Origin of the sequence: Providencia sp. PROV033 (genome assembly GCF_028484855.1) — a bacterium.
Taxonomy (GTDB): domain Bacteria; phylum Pseudomonadota; class Gammaproteobacteria; order Enterobacterales; family Enterobacteriaceae; genus Providencia; species Providencia alcalifaciens.
The window spans coordinates 1-17,845 of record NZ_JAMPSW010000036.1 but is presented as its reverse complement, the minus strand read 5'-3'; the positions used below and the strand labels follow the sequence as shown (position 1 = coordinate 17,845).

Below are 17,845 nucleotides of genomic sequence, written 5' to 3'. Positions count from 1 at the left end.
ATCGTCATCAACCGTTAACGGAAGGTGACCCACATACAGCCCGCGGACGCTTTATAGCGTGCTAGTTCCGTCAATTCCCCCGTTATCTGATCAATTTTTGATACTGAAATATGATCGGATTTTTGCCCACTCGCCACTAAGAAACAACCGGTTGGATCAATATTAAAGCCTCGCGGTTGCGCCTCTGTTGGGTAGCGTTCTACCAAGCTTAATTCTCGCCCATTATCTGAAACTTGATAGTGGCTTAAATAACTTTCTGAACGCTCACTCGCATACAAATGACGACCGTCTGGTGTGATATGAATATCTGCCGCCCAACGTTGGCTTTGATTGCCCGCAGGGTACAGTGCGACATTCTGCATTTCACGGTAACGTGTAAATTTATGATAAACGTTAATCGTTGAATCTAACTCATTAAGGCAGTAGATCACGCTCTTATTCGGGTGTAAGGCTAAATGGCGTGGACCTGCCTTCGGTGCAGTTGTAATTTGATCTGCCGTGGCTTCGGTTAAATAACCATTTTCTGCCAGATTAAATAAACGGATGTGATCTTCACCTAAACATGGCACCCAAAGTTGCTGATTATCCGCATCCATATGCGATGAATGTGGATGACGTAGCCCTTCAATCACTTGAATAGGCGCACCAGCAACCCCATCACAACCAATCGGCAACACCGCTAAGTTATGCTGATGATATGAAGGGACAAATAAAAATTTACCACTGTTATCCAGCGATAAATGCACCGGTTTACCTGGTACGCTAGTTTGTGCTTTAAAACATAGTGTGCCTTGAGGTTCAATGTCATAAGTCACTACACTCAGATGAGGACCCCCCCCAATATACAACTGCTTTTTGTCGTGACTCACCACCATTGGCTGCACTTGTCCCGGTGTACTCACGGTTTGCAGTAGTGAGAGTTCACCCACTTGATTCATCGCCCAAACGTGAATTTGTTGGCTTTCTGGGCTGGCAACATAAACAACCTGATCCATCCTGACTCCTTGATTGATAGTAAAAACAGCAGCATGAAATAATGGATTGACTATACCGAAAAAAAATCAAATTACCGCTAAAAACCGCCTCCGCACAGTTTAATGTATAAACACTAATCAACTTCAGTTATCATAAAGCCCTAAAATGAATCCGAAAAAATCTGATGGAGTCGTTTATGTCATACCGTGTTATTGCCCTCGATCTCGATGGAACGCTACTTGATCACCAGAAAAAAATTCTGCCTGAATCCCTAGAAGTGCTAAATGAAGCCCGTCGACAAGGGGTTAAAGTCATTATTGTGACAGGTCGTCACCATGTGGCCATTCATCCGTTTTATCAGACCCTTGACTTAGATACCCCTGCCATCTGCTGTAACGGTACCTACCTGTATGACTATTTAGGCAAAAAAGTCCTTAAATCTAACCCAATGACGGTTGACTCCGCAGCCTTACTGATTGATAAACTGCGCGGTTCCGATATCCAACACTTAATGTATGTTGATAATGCCATGCTATACCACACCAAAACTGAAGGTGTGACTCGCACATTAAATTGGGCACAATCTTTGCCCCCAAATCAACGTCCAAACCTCGAGTTTATCGAAGATTTTGCTCATGCACTGAATAATTATGAGTCTATTTGGAAATTTGCGGTCACTTCACCGGATCACCAACGCCTACATGATGTTGTTCGTGAAATTGAGTCAGAATTAGACTTGGATTGCGAATGGTCGTGGGAAGATCAAGTGGATGTGGGTCGCAAAGGTAATAGCAAAGGTCAACGCCTGAAAGAATGGGTAGAATCCCAAGGTATGAGCATGAATGATGTGGTTGCTTTCGGCGATAATTTCAATGATTTAAGTATGCTCACAACGGCGGGTCTAGGCGTTGCCATGGGCAACGCTGTTGATGAAGTCAAGCAGCAAGCGAAATTAGTGACTCGCGTGAATACCGAACCTGGTATCGCCGAAGTCATTCGCAAATATGTTTTGTAAAACGACTCAATGTAAGGCTCTGAGTTATTCTTATTGCCGCTAGGCGACAAATTCACTCATCCCTAGGCATATACTTGTGTATATGACTAGGGCAAGTGAATGAAGTCAACAATGCTACGATGTGAAGAATGACGAGCCTTTAGAAAGAGAGATTGACTTAACCTGCGCAAATACCTTACGCCCTTTACGAATCGACAACTCATCCCTTGCCCAGCGCGTGATCCTCGCCCATAAATAGTGTTCATCGCCCAGATCTAACTTCACATCCACTTGCTCTCCATCCTCTATCCACTCCACCACTTCCGCTGACAGAATATTTCGAATACTACTTATCAACGGTTTTTCAAGCACTAAAGAGACATCGGATGCATCGATACGTAATCGTAAAGCGCTATTTTTATCAACATCAACACGGGGGATCCACAGCTTCTGAGTTCCCACCATAACAGCTGTCATTTGGTAGTCAGGATGCTGGCTGTGGACTTCTACATTCAATACACTACTCAAGGTTTCTTGCTGCAACCAAGGACGTAATGCGCTACTCGCCCATACATCCTCTAGCGGACCAAATGCTTTAACTTTACCCTGCGCCATCACAATCACTTTATCCGCCAAGCGCAAAATTTCATCCAGACTATGGCTAACATACAAAATCGGGATTTTAACGTCTTGCGATAATTTTTCTAAATAAGGCAGTAATTCTCGCTTACGCGGCAAGTCGAGCGATGCTAGCGGCTCATCCATCAATAAAATTTCTGGCGCCGTTAATAATGCTCGCCCAATGGCAACTCGTTGTTTTTCTCCGCCAGAAAGCGTAATGGGGAAGCGATTAAGTAGCTTTTCAATACCCAGTAATTCAACTATGTCATCAAACTTATCTTTCATTTGCGGTGCCATACCGTAGCGCAAATTACTTTTAACCCGATAATGAGGAAATAGCCGAGCATCTTGGAAAACATACCCAATATGGCGTTTTTCGGGGGGTAAACAAATTCCTTTTTCAATATCCACCAGCGTACGTCCATTCAGAACAATACGCCCTTTGTTTGGTTTGGTTAATCCGCCAATGACGTTGATTAAGGATGTTTTACCCGCTCCAGATAAACCAAAAACGGCAGTAATACTTTCTGTCGGTAACTGGGTGTTAACTTCCATTTGTAAGTCACCCAATTTTTGAGAAAAATTCAGTTCTAACATATTAAGCTACCCCCAGACGCTTCTTGCCCCAACGGGTTAGCCATTCTGAAATTAATAACGAAATTAATGCTAAGACAATCGCAATAATACACAGACGCGCCGCATCCGTTTCTGCTCCGGGCGTTTCTATCAAGGTGTACATCGCTAATGGGATTGTCTGAGTTTCCCCCGGAATATTAGACACAAACGTAATTGTTGCACCAAATTCCCCGAGAGAACGAGCAAACGCTAAGACAGTACCAACAATAATCCCGGGTAATGATAGTGGGATAGTAATAGTAAAAAATACCCTTAATAGATTAGCGCCAAGGGTTCGAGCGGCTTGTTCAAGTTTTTTATCTACCGCTTCGAGCGCTAAGCGAATAGCCCGAACCATGAGGGGGAATGCCACCACGGCTGATGCTAATGCGGCTCCTCGCCAACTAAATGTAAAACTGAAGCCAAACCAGTCATACAACCATTCGCCAATAAATCCACGCTTACCCATGCTGACTAACAGTAAATAGCCCACTACCACTGGCGGTAGCACCAGTGGCAAGTGGATGATACTGTCGAGCAATGTTTTGCCCGGAAAATGGCAGCGGACTAACACCCAAGCCATTAAAATACCAAGCGGTAAGCTAAATAGCACCGCCACACTGGAAACTTTTAAACTTAGGTAAATCGCTTCCCATTCATAAGGACTTAACATCTGCAACGATATGATCTCTTAGCTATTTTTGATTTGGAGTGAAACCGTAACGTTTAAATACTTCTGAAGCCGCTGGGGTTTTTAAGTATTCATAGTAATCACGGGTCGCTTTATTATCCTGATCTTTCACAATTCCCATTGGATATTCAACAGGTTTATGAGTATCCGCAGGGAAAATTCCGACTACTTTGACTTTCTGGCTTGCTACCGCATCAGAACCATATACGATGCCTAATGGCGCTTCTTGACGCTCAACTAACGCCATGCCACTGCGTACGTTATTTGTACGTGCCAATAACGGATCAACCGTTTCCCAAGCCCCTAAATAGGTCAACGCTTCTTTTGCATAAATACCGACAGGAACGTGGTCAGGGTCACCGACAGCTAACCGACCGCCATCTAACAATTTTTTCCAATCTGTCTGTTTATTGATTTCAACTTTATCAATTTTTGAATCTTTCGGTGCGATTAACACTAATTCGTTACCTAACAAGGTGTAACGCGTGTCTTTAACCATGAGATTTTTATCAATCGCAAAATCCATCCATTGCTGATCAGCAGAGATAAACATATTTGCTGGCGCACCTTGCTCAATTTGGCGGGCCAACGTTGAAGAAGATGCGTAAGACGCCACCACTTCCACATTCGTTTCTTTCTTATATTGCTCTGAAATTTCATTCAGGGCGTTTGTCAATGATGCAGCAGCGAAAACTGTAATTTTTTCAGCCGCGAAACTATTCCCTGCCATCGTCAGCGTTAACGTGGCACCAGCAACTAGAGATATCAAACCTTTTTTCATGTTAATCCACCATTGTATTATTCAACTCGCTATATATATCAAGATACAGCGTTAACTTAAAGTTAAACCATCCATAAAAGTGTGCTAGCTCAATAATTGGTGGATTTACGCACATATAACAATAATATCGACAGGAGGATAGACAACATTAGTATTTCTATTGCCTATCCAATCATAGTGACTAAAAAATTTATTTAACAACAGACTGACATTGCCGATCGTCAATTTCGAGGGATTCTGCAATAGAGCCTTTGATGTAAAAATCTAAATAGATAGCTTTAGGTTTTGCCATCCCAAACTTATTCATAAACAAATCACAGTGCCTTGCAACCTGCTGATGTTTAATTTCGTTATTGAACTTTTGCTGGAATGCTTCTTTTGTCATGTTATCCACTTGGTATGAAATATGAATAACATTGGCTTTCTTTTCTGCCCCTGTCACACTCAGCCAATCATTTATTTTTAGGGGACTTTGTTGATTTAAAACATCCACAAAAATATCCGTGGATTTATCAACATCGGCACGCATTTCGCACAACTTTTTCCAAAACATGCCATTAAAATTATTCTCCCCTGCGATTTCCCAATTGCTACTCGTCTCTGGGTAAGGAATATCTGGCTTACCCGTCGCATATGGGTTAGCAAAGAATCCGATTGGTCGCTCCGTATATTTATTGGTTTTTCTACAATCGTAAACATGCGTCGCTCTCATCGACTTCATTTTCACACCGCGGAACTCTTCTTCTTTTTTAAATGACGTCACGATATCGATCTGAACCAGATCAGGGTTACCTTTGTAGTAATGCGAATCTGGTTTCGCCATATACAAGTTGCTTGATTTCGTTTCAAACCACTTTACATATCCTGCGGGCAGCGCTGAAGATTGGAAATCGGATTGCGTTGAAGATTTACCGATATTTTGGCAACCCACGACGGTAAGGCAGGCAAATGACAGCATCATGAATTTAACTTTCATTTGATTAACCCTGATTCACGTAGATCCTTCTGATCGACTTTTCCTTGGATAGTACAAAATAGCGTCACTTTTTTGTCGCTATTAACTTCAATAATGAAAAGCTTTTCAGCCGATTCTTCATCAGGAGCCATATTTGACGCAGGTGAGTTATTTTTGAGCCATTTATCCGATACAGAATTACGATACATTGCGTTATATACGTAAGAATCATCTGAGACTTTAACTAAATCTATTTGTGGTGATAACGCTTTAATTACGTCATTAAAAGGCTGGTTTGTTTCAAATCCCCAAAAATAATATTCTCCCGTCGGTGCATTTGGTACAACACCCTTATATTTATTGAAGTCCGTATATTCTACTGAAAATTTTTCGAGTTTTAATTTACCGTCTTGTATTGAAATTGGCTTGATAAAAGCGTTGCCATCAATCATTTTTTGTTGATAAAATTCATTAAAAATCTGATTTAACCCTTTATTTTTACTGGCTTCTTTGAAAAAACCAGCATCGCAATTCGATAATGATTTTACCAGTGCGGAGGCGCTCGCCGTATTAATACCTAATATCACTATCAATTGAATAAAAATCGCCATAAATAACTTCATAAAACCATCCTTTAAATAACATTTAATCTTCAAAAAATACTTATAATATTAATATAGTATGCGTTATAAATTTAATAAGTGAGAGCATCTATACACATTGGTTATATATATCGAATTAAATGGAATAATTACAGCAGAAATACATTTATCGTTGATAATTTTTGATGGGCTTCCCATAACAGCCTGTTGGCTATTATAAAGAATCATTTTTGGAGTGTTAAAAATGACTTGCCCCCCAACTACTCAGTAGTCAGAGGGCAATAATTAGCAAGAAAATAAATCTACAAGAGATTATTTGCTTTCTTCATGATGATGGTGATGTGGAACGTGCGCTTTAGACAATAAGTTAAAAAATGAACCTAAGCCATAGATCAGACCCATAATCAGCACCATGACAACTGGAACCATTAATAGGGCAAAGCCCAAACTTTTGATAAGTTCTAACATCGAAACCTCTTCAGTGATACTGTGCTCACCAGCATGCTGATACGCTGACGAGGAAAAAACCAATACAACGAAAATAATAACGCACAATAGCATTATATTGCATACTATTTTAGACAAATTATTATACTAGCAACATACTAAATGTGCTTTTTGTCTTTGCCGCCATAATCCTAGCTAGGGAGTTCGAATACAATGCAGGCCGAAATCTTACTTACATTGAAACTACAGGGAAATTTGTTTGCCGATCCTCGCCGAATTGCCCTATTGAAACAAATAAAAGCAACAGGTTCAATTAGCCAAGGCGCTAAACTTGCAGGGATCAGCTATAAAAGCGCTTGGGATGCCATCAATGAGATGAACCTGCTCACCGATGACATTCTCGTAGACAGGGCCACTGGAGGCAAAGGCGGCGGTGGGACGACCCTGACGCCCTACGGAGAAAGACTGATTCAGCTCTATGATTTACTGGGACAAATTCAGCAAAAAGCGTTTGATGTACTCAAAGATGATAGCCTACCACTGGATAGCTTATTAGCCGCCATTTCTCGCTTTTCACTACAAACCAGCGCCCGTAACCAATTTTTTGGCACCTTGATTGCTCGAGATCACAATCATGTATTGCAGCATGTTCAAGTCAAACTCGCCGATCAAAAAACCGTCATCAACGCAGCCCTGACCGAATCCAGCGCTAATCGTCTTGGCTTAGTTGAAGGAAAAGAAGTTCTCGCTCTCATTAAAGCCCCGTGGGTCAAATTAACGAAACAACCGAGCAAGACTCACTTTGATAACCAACTGAGCGGCGTCGTTTCAACCCTCGAAAGAGGACCAGAAAATAGCGAGATTCTCGTCACTTTATCGGGTGGTGAAACGCTTTGCTCCACCTTATCAAATCAAGAAGTTGATGCGATAAAACTCGCAGTTAATGATCCAATAACTGCACTATTTAATGCAGATCAAGTGATTATCGCTACACTTTGTTAGATTTTTAGGGATTAACACCCCAAATTCAGACCTTTTATTCGACTTTTTTAGCTTCCGTCCAGAGTGACTTATTGACTTTGCTTGTAAACCTGATTATTTGTGGTAACAGACAGGTCAATGATAAGGAAGCTAAATGAGCTCGATAACAATACAAAATGGGTGCTTTAAGCTGAGCGAGACTCAAACGCTCGATATTCCTCATCTCGAAATTCATTCGGGTGAAAGCTGGGCTTTTATTGGCGCAAATGGCAGTGGAAAATCATCGCTAGCCCGTGTGTTGTCTGGGGAGCTTCAATCTCTTTCAGGCATGATCCAAGTTGACTTTAAGTCGCCTATTCGCCTCTCTTTCGAGCAGCTTCAAAAGATTATTGCCCAAGAATGGCAACGTAATAATACCGATTTACTCAGCGAGGATGAAGACGACACAGGTTTTACCGCAGCTGAAATTATTCAACTTCATCATAAAGATAACGAACTGTGCTTAGAGCTCGCCGCTAAATTTGGTATTAGTGACTTACTGTCACGTCGATTTAAATATCTCTCGACGGGAGAAACCCGCAAAGTCTTGCTGTGCCAAACCTTAATGGGCTCACCCGATTTAGTGATCTTAGATGAACCCTTCGATGGTCTAGATATTTATTCCCGTCATAATCTTAGCGAGCTCCTGTTTGATCTTCATGAAAAAGGTCTCACATTAATATTGGTTCTCAATCGTTTTGATCAAATTCCTGATTTTGTCGAACACCTAGGTGTAGTTGCTGACTGTAAGCTCACTATGAGCGGAGATAGAGAGTCTGTGCTTGCTAATACATTAATTAGCCAGCTACAGCACAGTGAAAAAATCAAACAGCTCACGATCCCTGAGCAAGAAGACCCGACTCTTGATGATGGACTAGATCACGAAATACCACACATTATTTTGAATAATGGTGTTGTGAGCTATAACGATAAACCGATTTTACATGGCTTAAATTGGCAAGTTAACCCTGGTGAACATTGGCAGATCATTGGTGAAAATGGTGCAGGTAAATCCACATTATTGAGCCTGATCACCGGAGACCACCCTCAAGGTTATAGCAATGATTTAACCCTGTTTGGACGCCGCCGGGGTAGCGGGGAAACCATTTGGGATATTAAACGTCATATTGGCTACGTCAGTAACAGTATTCACCAAGAATATCGTGTGGCAACCAGCGTTCTCAACGTGATTATTTCTGGCTTTCATGATTCCATTGGTTTGTATCAAACCCCATCTGACCACCAGATTCAGCTAGCGTATGAATGGTTAGCGCTACTTGGATTAGCACCACAAACGGCTCAACAACCCTTTCATAGCTTATCGTGGGGTCAGCAGCGATTAGTCCTCATTGCCCGAGCCTTAGTTAAACACCCTGCCTTGCTGATTCTTGATGAACCACTACAAGGACTCGATGGATTAAATCGACTTCTTGTGTTGCGTTTCATCGATATCATGCTCAGCAAAGGGAATACCCAGCTGTTATTTGTTTCCCATCATCAGGAAGACGCCCCATCGTGTATTACACACCGACTCAGATTTGTCCCTGAGGGTGAGAAATACCGTTACGAGATTGATAAAATTTAACGCTATGCTATATCGCTGATAAATAGAATATTCTGTTTTCAGCGATATTCAATCTAATGATTGAATATAAATATTAATAAACCAAAATTAACATATTGATTAATAAAAATTATTTTAGCAAAAATACAGAAATAACAATTTAAAATCGAAAATTAGCCAAATTTCCTTAAAATCTGCCGTTTTAATAATTTAAATATTTATATAGGTATTACTTATGGCTTGGTTAATGTTAGCCTCATCACTTGTCACACTCACCACACATCGATTTGTTTCATTGTTACTCTTGTTCATTGCCATCACCATCGCAGCATTCACTGGCATCATTCATTGGCAAGCACTGCTATTACTCGGCTTTATTACGGCTATTTGCATCATTCATTTGTACTACTCACACATTTCAATCCTAAAAATAGGCAGTGAAATCATCCTTGTTTCCTGCGCTATTGGACTATTGATTCATGCACTTCCAGGATTTAATAATCTAAAATATTTAGATAAAGCATTCGTTGGTGCACAAAGCGCATCATTTACGCTGTATTTTAACTTTGATAAAGCATTAATTCCTTTTATTTTGCTCGCTTGCTTACCCACTTTACTCGTCTCTAAACCGGTAAAAAATGCCTCTCGTCGCCAGTGGCTACTACTCATTATCGCGGTTCCTGTGCTACTCATTATCGCCACACTTGCAGGTGGTTTAGGCGTTGAATTTCATTTACCCACTTGGCTACCTGCATTTGTTATCAGTAATATACTGTTCGTTTCTTTCGCTGAAGAAGCACTATTTCGTGGATACCTACAACAACGTCTTACTCAATGGTCAGGCTCGCCTTATCTAGCATTGATACTCACGGCATTATTGTTTGGTGCTGCCCACTTTGCTGGAGGACCGTTATTAATCCTGTTTGCTACACTTGCAGGTCTGATTTATGGTCTTGCTTGGATGTGGAGCGGTAAATTATGGCTTGCTGTATCGTTTCACTTCGGGTTAAATTTAGTTCATCTGTTATTTTTTACTTATCCCATAAGAATGGTATCTGGGCAATAAACAGGCAATTTAGTCACTTTTACGCCAACGATTTTCATGTAAACGTACCTGCACTGGTGCATTTTTTGATTTGGCTTGGTGAAAACGTAAGTTGTTACTAGCGTTCGAGTTGACTATCCCTATAATGTAACTCAGCAATAATTCATTTTTAATTTGAATGTACTGATAGGAGTTTTAGCTATGGCTGTAACTAAACTGGTTTTAGTAAGACACGGTGAGAGTGAGTGGAACAAAGAAAACCGCTTCACCGGTTGGACTGATGTAGAACTGTCAGAAAAAGGTCGCGAAGAAGCAAAAAATGCAGGTCAACTGCTGAAAAAAGAAGGTTTTGTTTTTGATTTCGCTTATACCTCTGTTCTGAAACGTGCTATTCACACCTTATGGAACATTCTGGATCAAGTTGAACAGCAATGGCTGCCAGTTGAAAAAAGCTGGAAACTAAACGAACGTCACTACGGTGCACTGCAAGGTTTAGACAAATCAGAAACCGCAGCAAAATACGGCGATGAGCAAGTGAAACTGTGGCGCCGTGGCTTTGCTATCACGCCTCCAGATCTGACAAAAGATGATGAGCGTTTCCCTGGTCACGACCCACGCTACGCAAACTTAAAACCATCTGAACTGCCAGTTACTGAAAGTTTAGCAACGACTATCGACCGTGTTGTTCCTTACTGGGAAGAAGTGATTAAACCACGCGTTGAGAAAGGCGAGAAAGTGATCATCGCTGCACATGGTAACTCACTGCGTGCACTGGTTAAATACTTGGATAACATGGGTGAAGAAGAAATTTTGAACCTGAACATCCCAACAGCAGTGCCGCTGGTTTATGAATTTGATGAAAACATGAAACCAATCAAACACTACTATTTGGGCAACCAAGATGAAATCGCAGCGAAACAAGCAGCGGTAGCTAACCAAGGTAAAGCGAAGTAATCACTTACTTCATGTAAGACCTAAAGTGGTTAAATTGAGGGTTAAGCTAATGGCTTAGCCCTTTTTTATCACTATTTTCCCCATTTTACTGACTCGATCATAAAATCTATTCGCTTGGAGTGTCGAAAACGACAATAACCGACTATCATAGGCAAAATTTACTGAAAGGTTGATAAAACAAGATAATGAATAAATTTAATCTTTATGTCTGGGTTGGGTTGATCCTCAGCGCCAGTATTTTAGGTGCGCTCCTGTATATGTTACAAACCGGAGAAATGAGCCTTGAAGGGCCCGCGGGAAGTGCAAACCCTGAATTGATGAAAACATTGATGATCATAGCCTGTGTCAGCTTCCCACTGCAAATTGTGAGCATGATGGTACTCAACTATAAGCCGACATTTGCCATTGTCCTTGCCATTATCAGCAGTATTGCGTTAATGCCCATTACGATTGTCTTTGCGATGGGAATGATTTTTTCTGCTATTCGTTGGCGCTACCATCAACTGACCCCATTTGATACTACGATTAATGTACCTTTCGACATTAATATTCCAATGAACAAGCGCAACAATACTATCATGGTGTTTTCCATTGCTATTTTAGGTATCGTGCTGATTGTATTAAGTCAGAGCTTAGGAATGTTTTTATTTGTATTCGCCGTTTTCTTGGGTTTCTTTGGTAAAAAAGCCAGTTCTTCGACCTACCTAGCTATCAAGGATAACCATTTTTATATTCGTCCAAATATCTTTGCGTATTGTTATCGTATTCCTCTCAGTGATGTGTTCTACGTAAAAAGCCATAAAGGAAAGCTCTATTTCCATGTGAATGTACCTAATGAAAGGCTGATATTAACCGCTCGCCCAGAGAACATCAGCGACACCGAATTTGAGCCCAAAGATCAATTAGGCTTACTTCTTAAGAAAATAGCCAAATTTCAGTAACGCCAAGAACCACTGCCAGCCAATCCTTTGGCAGTGGTTTATCGGTCTTAATTAACTTGAGGAATTTGTGGTATCAAACCTTTTATTGGCGCGACATCCATGACTGCCTTCTCAATAGCATTAGTGTCTATGACTTTAAATCCAGCAATAGCTACGGTTAAGTTTCCTGATATATCGTTACTGGTCATCTCAATAATATCAGGAAAATGCATAATAATTCTATTTTCTCGACTCAGTCCCAATAGCTGAAGTGCACTTTCTATTGCTTTATTTTCATCGATAATTAACTCTTTTTCTTCCTTTTGGTATTGTATTTTTATATCAAGCGATTCAATTTCATCTTGAGTTAGCTGTTCATTTGCTAAATTATACTCTAGATTAGCCAATGAAATATCTAACTCACTGAGATATTTTTCATTTCTATCGAGAGCACCAATGTAATCATAGCCATAGTAAATTTTATTATTCTCATCATAAACATTAAAAGAATATTCAATATGATTAAGAGAAGACCTCAAATCATCTAATGCATTGCTAAATGCAATATTAATTTTATCATATGCCTCAATTATTGAATAAATTTCAATATTCAAATTACGAAGGTTAACTTTATCCTTCCAAGTTAATTTTGGTACTAATTTCATTATGTTATCTATTTTTTTATTTTTACTAAAAATAGTATCTTTAATTTTCAAAAAATCTTCAGATGGAATTTTGCAGTTTTCAATTGTCATTGATAACTCTTGTAAATCATGAATTTCGTTGTTAAATGATGAATTAAAAACATTAAGTCCATTTTGATATTTTAACATAAACACTATGTTTTCATGAGAGACATCATAATAAATATCAGGATTTTCTGCTAATATTGCACTGAGTTCACCACTAATCAAACTCGTTTTTTTATTATATTCTTTATAGCTTTCATTTAATCTCTCCATTTTATTTTTTAATAAATCAAACTCATTAATTAAGTTTATTTTATGATTTATTTCATTTATTGTTTGTCTTTCCATTTTAAATCCTTTTATTTTAAATAAGCCAATTTATGTTAACATCAAAATTAAGTTATATTTAGATAAAAAATAAAACAAATTTATTTTTCATATTGTTAATTAATTTATTTTATAAACATGAATACTTCATAAAATGGACATTAAAAAGCCCACTCAGATTTTGAGTGGGCTACAATATATGACTAGAATAATTTAGATTATTTATTTCGACGAGCAATGACTGCTTCCGATAATTGGCGTAATACTTTTTCCGTATCATCCCAGCCAATACACGCATCTGTCACGCTCTTGCCGTACACTAAAGGTTCGCCTGATTCTAAATTCTGGTTACCTTCAACTAAGTGACTTTCGATCATCACGCCCGTAATTGAGCGATCACCTTGACTGAGCTGAGTGCTCACATCCGTCGCCACTTCCATCTGTTTTTCAAATTTCTTACTGCTATTAGCATGACTAAAATCAATCATAATGCTTGGGATTAACCCTGCGTTAATTAACCCTTCTCGTACAGCTTTAACATGTTCAGCACTGTAGTTTGGCTCTTTACCACCACGCAGAATAATATGGCAATCAGGATTCCCGCTCGTATTCACAATGGCTGAATGCCCCCACTTAGTTACAGACAGGAAGCTATGTGCTGAACGTGCTGAATTAATTGCATCAATGGCAATTTTAATTGTCCCATCCGTTCCATTTTTAAAACCTACGGGACAAGACAAGCCTGACGCTAACTCACGATGAATTTGCGACTCGGTAGTTCGGGCTCCAATTGCCCCCCAACTCATTAAATCAGCTACATATTGCGGACTGATCACATCGAGAAACTCACCTGCTGTTGGTAAACCTTGGTCATTAATCGTTAACAGCAGCTCACGTGCAATACGTAACCCTTCGTTAATATCAAAGCTATGATCCATATGAGGATCATTAATAAGCCCTTTCCAACCGACGGTGGTGCGCGGTTTTTCAAAATACACACGCATCACGATTTCTAAGGAATCTTTTAGTTCTTCACGAATTTCTTTCAAACGCTCAGCATATTCCAACGCTGCTTTTGTATCGTGGATAGAACATGGACCAATAACAACGACAAGACGATCATCTTTTCCTACTAGGATATTATGAATAGCATGACGAGCTTCATGAACGGTAAACGCCGCTTTATCGGTTGCTGGAAATTTTTCGAGCAGTGCAATAGGGGGTAATAATTCTTTTATTTGTTTTACTCTGACGTCATCGTTCTGATAGTTCATACTGGTATATCCAATGTTTATTATTTTTCCTAAGGTTGAATTACATACCCTTTTGAGTCTCAATAGCTAACAATTAACTTAAAATGCGACAGGTATCGAATTTTCAATCTAACCGTTCCCTAGCCATCTGTAAACAGCCAAAATGGCAAGATAACCATCCATTATTTAAGTTCTGATTATAAAATGGGGTGAAACATTGATATTTAGCACAATTGCTAAATGATAGATGGGTTATACAGAGTAAAAATATACAGAAACGGCTAAACAACGATAATGTTACTTTAGCCGTTTTTTGCATTTTTTCCTATCGAGCTGTATGTTCAAGCTACCTGTTCAAAAATACTTAATCGCGAGATAGTGCTCTTGAGCCATTTTGTTTTGCAGATTTGATCCACAACCGTGACCCATTTAACGCAATACCTAGCAATATTAAATATTCTAGGGACATAGCGTATACCCCTTGAATAAAGAAGATCACAACGCTAATTACGTTAATTACCACCCATAGTAACCAGTTTTCCACATATTTGCGGGTCATTAAAATCATCGCAACAACCGATAATACCGTCATAGTGGAATCCCAGAATGGGAAGGCATCTGGGTCAAGAATTGGCAATGTTAAATTAGCGCCAAATAGATTTAAGAGTTCAACCGCCCACGTTGCTAAACGACCAAAGACGACATCAATATTTAGCGTAAGAAAAATGATAGCCAAAATCGAAATTACCAGTGTCGTTAACGCTTTCGGCAAGCTTAACCAACGAATTTTCAATTCAGCTTCTTGAGCGCTCGACATTCGGCTCCAAGCATACCAACCATAAATATTGGCACCGAAGAAAAATACCTGTAAAAGTAAATTCGCGTATAACTGAATTTGGAAGAAAATGACTGCAAATAAGGTGACGTTAATCAGACCAAATAAGTAGTTAATGGTTTTTTCGAAACTTGCTAATAAAATACACAGTAAACCAGCCGCTGTACCGACAGCTTCAATATACGAAAGATCATAAACAGAACCCCATAATGGGATCTGGATTAACGTATTTGCGGTGCTAAAAAACTCCATTCCTAAATCCTATTTATCATCAATAGTTAAAATAGCATTGCTCACCAATATCACAGGGTTAACTCATTTGAAATTAAACCCTAAATTTTTGTTTATTATTTTAGACTTTCTGCAAACTTTAACATTTTATCTAATGGCAAGAGCGCTTTTTCACGTAAATACTCCTCTACATAAATTTGATTCGCACTGCCATCCCCTTCAAGGGCTTCTGTAATCGCTTGTAAGCCATTCATTGCCATCCAAGGACAATGAGCACATGTACGACAAGTCGCGCCTTCACCGGCTGTTGGTGCGATGTACAACGACTTATCTGGGCATGCCTGCTGCATTTTGTAAAAAATCCCCTTATCCGTTGCCACTATCATCGATGGATTGGGTAAATTTTGTGCCGCTTTAATCAGTTGACTGGTCGAGCCAACAGCATCGGCTAAATCAACAATGGCTTGAGGTGATTCTGGGTGTACCAATACCGCGGCTTCTGGATACATGGCTTTCATTTTTTCCAGTGACTGCGTTTTAAACTCGTCATGAACGATACAAGCCCCCTGCCAACATAAAATATCTGCGCCAGTTTGTTGCTGGACATAACGACCTAAGTGTTTATCCGGTGCCCAAATGATCTTTTCACCAAGGCTATCTAAATGATCAATCAATTCTACCGCAATGCTGGAGGTCACAACCCAATCGGCACGCGCTTTAACCGCTGCGGAGGTATTGGCGTATACCACAACCGTTCTGTCTGGGTGCGCATCGCAAAAACGCGCAAATTCTTCATCCGGACAGCCAATATCTAGCGAGCATTGGGCCTCCAGCGTTGGCATCAAAATATTTTTTTCAGGGCTCAGGATCTTAGCGGTTTCGCCCATAAATCGAACACCAGCAACAAGGAGAGTTGAAGCATTATGTTTAGCGCCAAAGCGTGCCATTTCAAGAGAATCAGCCACGCATCCCCCAGTTTCTTCAGCTAAAGCTTGAATTTCAGGATCGGTATAGTAATGCGCTACAATCACGGCGTTTTTTTCAACTAATAATTTCTTAATACGCTCACGATAAAACGCTTTTTGATCGGTATTCAACGGTGCTGGTTTTGGTGGAAAAGGATAAACAGCATGGTCAAAATCGATAAACTCGCTCATGTCTTGCCTCTGTTTAGCAGAAAGTTATTTTATGCCTAAAAAATTTCATAGAACCACTAATTCTGCATTTTTTGTTTTATATACTAAACAAGATACGCCAGTTTGGCTAAGATGTCTGCAAGGATTTCACCTAACGAGGGAATGATTTTACGTCCCCCCCCCCTTTCCACGATTTGTTTTTCGCTTTTCTCCTCATTTGTCGGTATCTTAGCGACTCCTGTTAACTCCAATAGGTCAGTTATGGAATCACCTGCAACGTTACTCAATAAAATAATTTCTATTTCATTACTCGAACCTAGAATCGACGCCGTCATACTCACGGGATCTAGAGGGAGAGAACTCAATATTGATAGCTATTCTGATATCGATATTGAACTCATTGGTCATGGTGTCACCGCACTTTTCCATGATAAAAAATGGATCAGCCTTATTGCCAATCCATTGATTGCATTACATTTAGAAAATGGTGGAGAAAATGAGCCTGAAAGCCCTACCTGCTTAGTGATTTATGAGGAAGGGCGCAAAGTCGATTTTACCTTTGCCGAGCCTTCACGATTACTCAATATGCAGCAACAAGGGTTAGATAGTACTTACTCACGCGGTTTTGTCGTGCTGTTAGACAAAACAGGCATTACCGATGCACTCTCAATACAGAACTCTAGTGCATTAAAACCAACACCATTGACTGAGCAGCAATTCACCGAATTAGTGACTGATTTTTGGTTTGAAGCTCATCAAGTCGCGATTGCGTTAACGCGTAATGAGCTATGGGTTGCTTGGTCAAGAAGTACTGACATGAAACGCTTCTTTCTCAATCTACTCGAGCGAACTGTTGCTCATAGAGTACCACCACAAGATGTTTGGTATAACGGCAAACAATATCAGCAATGGATGCCTGAACGTATAGTCCAATCAACTGAAACGCTTTTCGACTGTGGAACTACACAAAAAGCAGCATTATCTCTGCATTGCTTGATGGGTCATTTTATGGAAGCGATGACTGAGGCCATTGAACTGTTTGGTTATCAAGATAACCGAGCGGTAGGTTTAAAAGTGCAAGAAATCGTTATCGGGATCTTAAAGGATAATGGGTTAATCCCTGAAAACCTGGAATAAATGGTATTGAGCTGGCGAGGGAATGCTGGTTTTTTAGATGGGGTTTGAAATGG

18 protein-coding genes are annotated in these 17,845 nt (G+C 39.9%); 7 read left to right on the top strand and 11 right to left on the bottom strand.

Annotated elements, in window-relative coordinates; translation table 11 throughout:
- Positions 1 to 14: 14 nt before the first annotated feature.
- Positions 15 to 995 (bottom strand): 6-phosphogluconolactonase, encoded by a 981-nt coding sequence (gene pgl / locus PSF16_RS08425; protein ID WP_272689103.1) that lies wholly within the window; start codon positions 993 to 995, stop codon positions 15 to 17.
- A gap of 176 nt (positions 996 to 1,171) precedes the next feature.
- Here pgl and PSF16_RS08420 point away from each other — a divergent pair, with 176 nt between their 5' ends.
- Positions 1,172 to 1,990 (top strand): pyridoxal phosphatase, encoded by an 819-nt coding sequence (locus PSF16_RS08420; protein ID WP_006662294.1) that lies wholly within the window; start codon positions 1,172 to 1,174, stop codon positions 1,988 to 1,990.
- A gap of 114 nt (positions 1,991 to 2,104) precedes the next feature.
- On the opposite strand, the gene modC is transcribed toward PSF16_RS08420, so the two are convergent.
- The 6 genes from modC to PSF16_RS08390 all read right to left on the bottom strand — a co-directional run bounded on the left by modC (position 2,105) and on the right by PSF16_RS08390 (position 6,702).
- Positions 2,105 to 3,187 carry a molybdenum ABC transporter ATP-binding protein ModC gene (gene modC, locus PSF16_RS08415; RefSeq protein WP_006660190.1) on the bottom strand — a complete coding sequence of 361 codons (1,083 nt, stop codon included), beginning with the start codon at positions 3,185 to 3,187 and terminating at the stop codon, positions 2,105 to 2,107.
- A 1-nt stretch (position 3,188) separates the two neighbouring features.
- Positions 3,189 to 3,878, bottom strand: a complete 690-nt coding sequence (gene modB / locus PSF16_RS08410) for a molybdate ABC transporter permease subunit (protein WP_272689108.1) — start codon at positions 3,876 to 3,878, stop codon at positions 3,189 to 3,191.
- 22 nt (positions 3,879 to 3,900) lie between these two features.
- Positions 3,901 to 4,677, bottom strand: a complete 777-nt coding sequence (modA, locus tag PSF16_RS08405; protein ID WP_006660192.1) for a molybdate ABC transporter substrate-binding protein — start codon at positions 4,675 to 4,677, stop codon at positions 3,901 to 3,903.
- Between the two features lie 190 nt (positions 4,678 to 4,867).
- Positions 4,868 to 5,653, bottom strand: a complete 786-nt coding sequence (locus PSF16_RS08400; protein ID WP_006660193.1) for a surface-adhesin E family protein — start codon at positions 5,651 to 5,653, stop codon at positions 4,868 to 4,870.
- Positions 5,650 to 6,255, bottom strand: coding sequence for a hypothetical protein (locus tag PSF16_RS08395; protein ID WP_036965445.1), 606 nt, complete (start codon positions 6,253 to 6,255; stop codon positions 5,650 to 5,652). Before PSF16_RS08395 ends, PSF16_RS08400 begins: the two co-directional genes overlap by 4 nt.
- Positions 6,256 to 6,546: 291 nt before the next feature.
- Positions 6,547 to 6,702, bottom strand: a complete 156-nt coding sequence (locus PSF16_RS08390; RefSeq protein ID WP_006662296.1) for an AcrZ family multidrug efflux pump-associated protein — start codon at positions 6,700 to 6,702, stop codon at positions 6,547 to 6,549.
- A 192-nt stretch (positions 6,703 to 6,894) separates the two neighbouring features.
- Between PSF16_RS08390 and modE the strand changes: the two genes are divergently transcribed.
- The 5 genes from modE (at position 6,895) to PSF16_RS08365 (ending at position 12,205) form a co-directional block, all read left to right on the top strand.
- Positions 6,895 to 7,683 carry a molybdenum-dependent transcriptional regulator gene (gene modE, locus PSF16_RS08385; protein WP_006662297.1) on the top strand — a complete coding sequence of 263 codons (789 nt, stop codon included), beginning with the start codon at positions 6,895 to 6,897 and terminating at the stop codon, positions 7,681 to 7,683.
- Between the two features lie 133 nt (positions 7,684 to 7,816).
- On the top strand, positions 7,817 to 9,286 hold the full coding sequence (gene modF / locus PSF16_RS08380) for a molybdate ABC transporter ATP-binding protein ModF (RefSeq protein ID WP_036965446.1): 1,470 nt from the start codon (positions 7,817 to 7,819) through the stop codon (positions 9,284 to 9,286).
- 214 nt (positions 9,287 to 9,500) lie between these two features.
- Positions 9,501 to 10,331, top strand: a complete 831-nt coding sequence (locus PSF16_RS08375) for a CPBP family intramembrane glutamic endopeptidase (RefSeq protein WP_272689102.1) — start codon at positions 9,501 to 9,503, stop codon at positions 10,329 to 10,331.
- Between the two features lie 180 nt (positions 10,332 to 10,511).
- Positions 10,512 to 11,264, top strand: a complete 753-nt coding sequence (gpmA, locus tag PSF16_RS08370) for a 2,3-diphosphoglycerate-dependent phosphoglycerate mutase (protein ID WP_006660200.1) — start codon at positions 10,512 to 10,514, stop codon at positions 11,262 to 11,264.
- Between the two features lie 185 nt (positions 11,265 to 11,449).
- Entirely contained in the window at positions 11,450 to 12,205 is a 756-nt protein-coding gene (locus PSF16_RS08365) for a hypothetical protein (protein ID WP_006660201.1), read from the top strand.
- 47 nt (positions 12,206 to 12,252) lie between these two features.
- Here PSF16_RS08365 and PSF16_RS08360 read toward each other — a convergent pair whose 3' ends face one another.
- The 4 genes from PSF16_RS08360 to nadA form a co-directional block, all read right to left on the bottom strand.
- Complete coding sequence (locus PSF16_RS08360; RefSeq protein WP_006660202.1) at positions 12,253 to 13,221, bottom strand: hypothetical protein; 969 nt, start codon at positions 13,219 to 13,221, stop codon at positions 12,253 to 12,255.
- Between the two features lie 197 nt (positions 13,222 to 13,418).
- Positions 13,419 to 14,474: a 3-deoxy-7-phosphoheptulonate synthase AroG gene (gene aroG, locus PSF16_RS08355; RefSeq protein WP_006660203.1), complete on the bottom strand. Its 1,056-nt coding sequence runs from the start codon at positions 14,472 to 14,474 to the stop codon at positions 13,419 to 13,421.
- Positions 14,475 to 14,817: 343 nt separating this feature from the next.
- Entirely contained in the window at positions 14,818 to 15,540 is a 723-nt protein-coding gene (pnuC, locus tag PSF16_RS08350; protein ID WP_272689101.1) for a nicotinamide riboside transporter PnuC, read from the bottom strand.
- 95 nt (positions 15,541 to 15,635) lie between these two features.
- Positions 15,636 to 16,676: a quinolinate synthase NadA gene (nadA, locus tag PSF16_RS08345; protein ID WP_112860098.1), complete on the bottom strand. Its 1,041-nt coding sequence runs from the start codon at positions 16,674 to 16,676 to the stop codon at positions 15,636 to 15,638.
- A 240-nt stretch (positions 16,677 to 16,916) separates the two neighbouring features.
- Between nadA and PSF16_RS08340 the strand changes: the two genes are divergently transcribed.
- Positions 16,917 to 17,792 (top strand): aminoglycoside 6-adenylyltransferase, encoded by an 876-nt coding sequence (locus PSF16_RS08340; RefSeq protein WP_154600777.1) that lies wholly within the window; start codon positions 16,917 to 16,919, stop codon positions 17,790 to 17,792.
- Positions 17,793 to 17,845 lie beyond the last annotated feature (53 nt).